Here is a 545-nt window from a genome sequence, read left to right as displayed (position 1 = left end):
GTGCTGACGAACCAGTTTTTCACTGACCAGGCCCTTGGGCTGAGTCTCCTTGTCGAGGCAGCTGAGATCGAGCAGGGCCATGCCGAAATGTTCGGAAGCGATCTCGGCAATTTGCCGGCTATTGACCAGTTTGTTGTGTACCAGGTAATTGACCAGCGAGACGCGATTGCGCTGGGCCTGCGCCCAGGATTGCCGGGCAGTTGTTTCCGTAAGCAGTTCGGCCTGGACCAATTGCTTGGCCAGACCGCTCAGAGCGATGTCATTCATGGGGATTCCGCACGCTTGCCGTTCATGACTTATAGCCTAGTCAAGTGACAGCGCCAAACACGGCCGGTGCAGGTGACAAAAAGTGTCAGATAGTGCGGTTGCGGGTTATAGGAAACGGCGCAGGAAATTGCGCGCGCCCAGCAGGCGGGGCCTGAAAGGCGTTGGCATGGGCTGTGCTGAGCCTTGTTCAGATCATGAGATTTCGACTCATGCATGGAGCGTGTCTATGAAAAAACAACAAGGTTTTACACTGATCGAGCTGCTGATCGTCGTGGCGA

At 55.4% G+C, this 545-nt stretch carries 1 pseudogene; it reads right to left on the bottom strand.

The features are described from left to right. Positions 1-267, bottom strand: a pseudogene (locus tag J5M56_RS24065) (type IV-A pilus assembly ATPase PilB); the annotation flags it as partial. Positions 268-545: the final 278 nt, after the last annotated feature.

The sequence above is a fragment of the Pseudomonas sp. 51_B genome (assembly GCF_017491595.1).
GTDB classification, from domain to species: domain Bacteria; phylum Pseudomonadota; class Gammaproteobacteria; order Pseudomonadales; family Pseudomonadaceae; genus Aquipseudomonas; species Aquipseudomonas promysalinigenes.
This window is presented reverse-complemented; position numbering and strand designations above follow the sequence as displayed.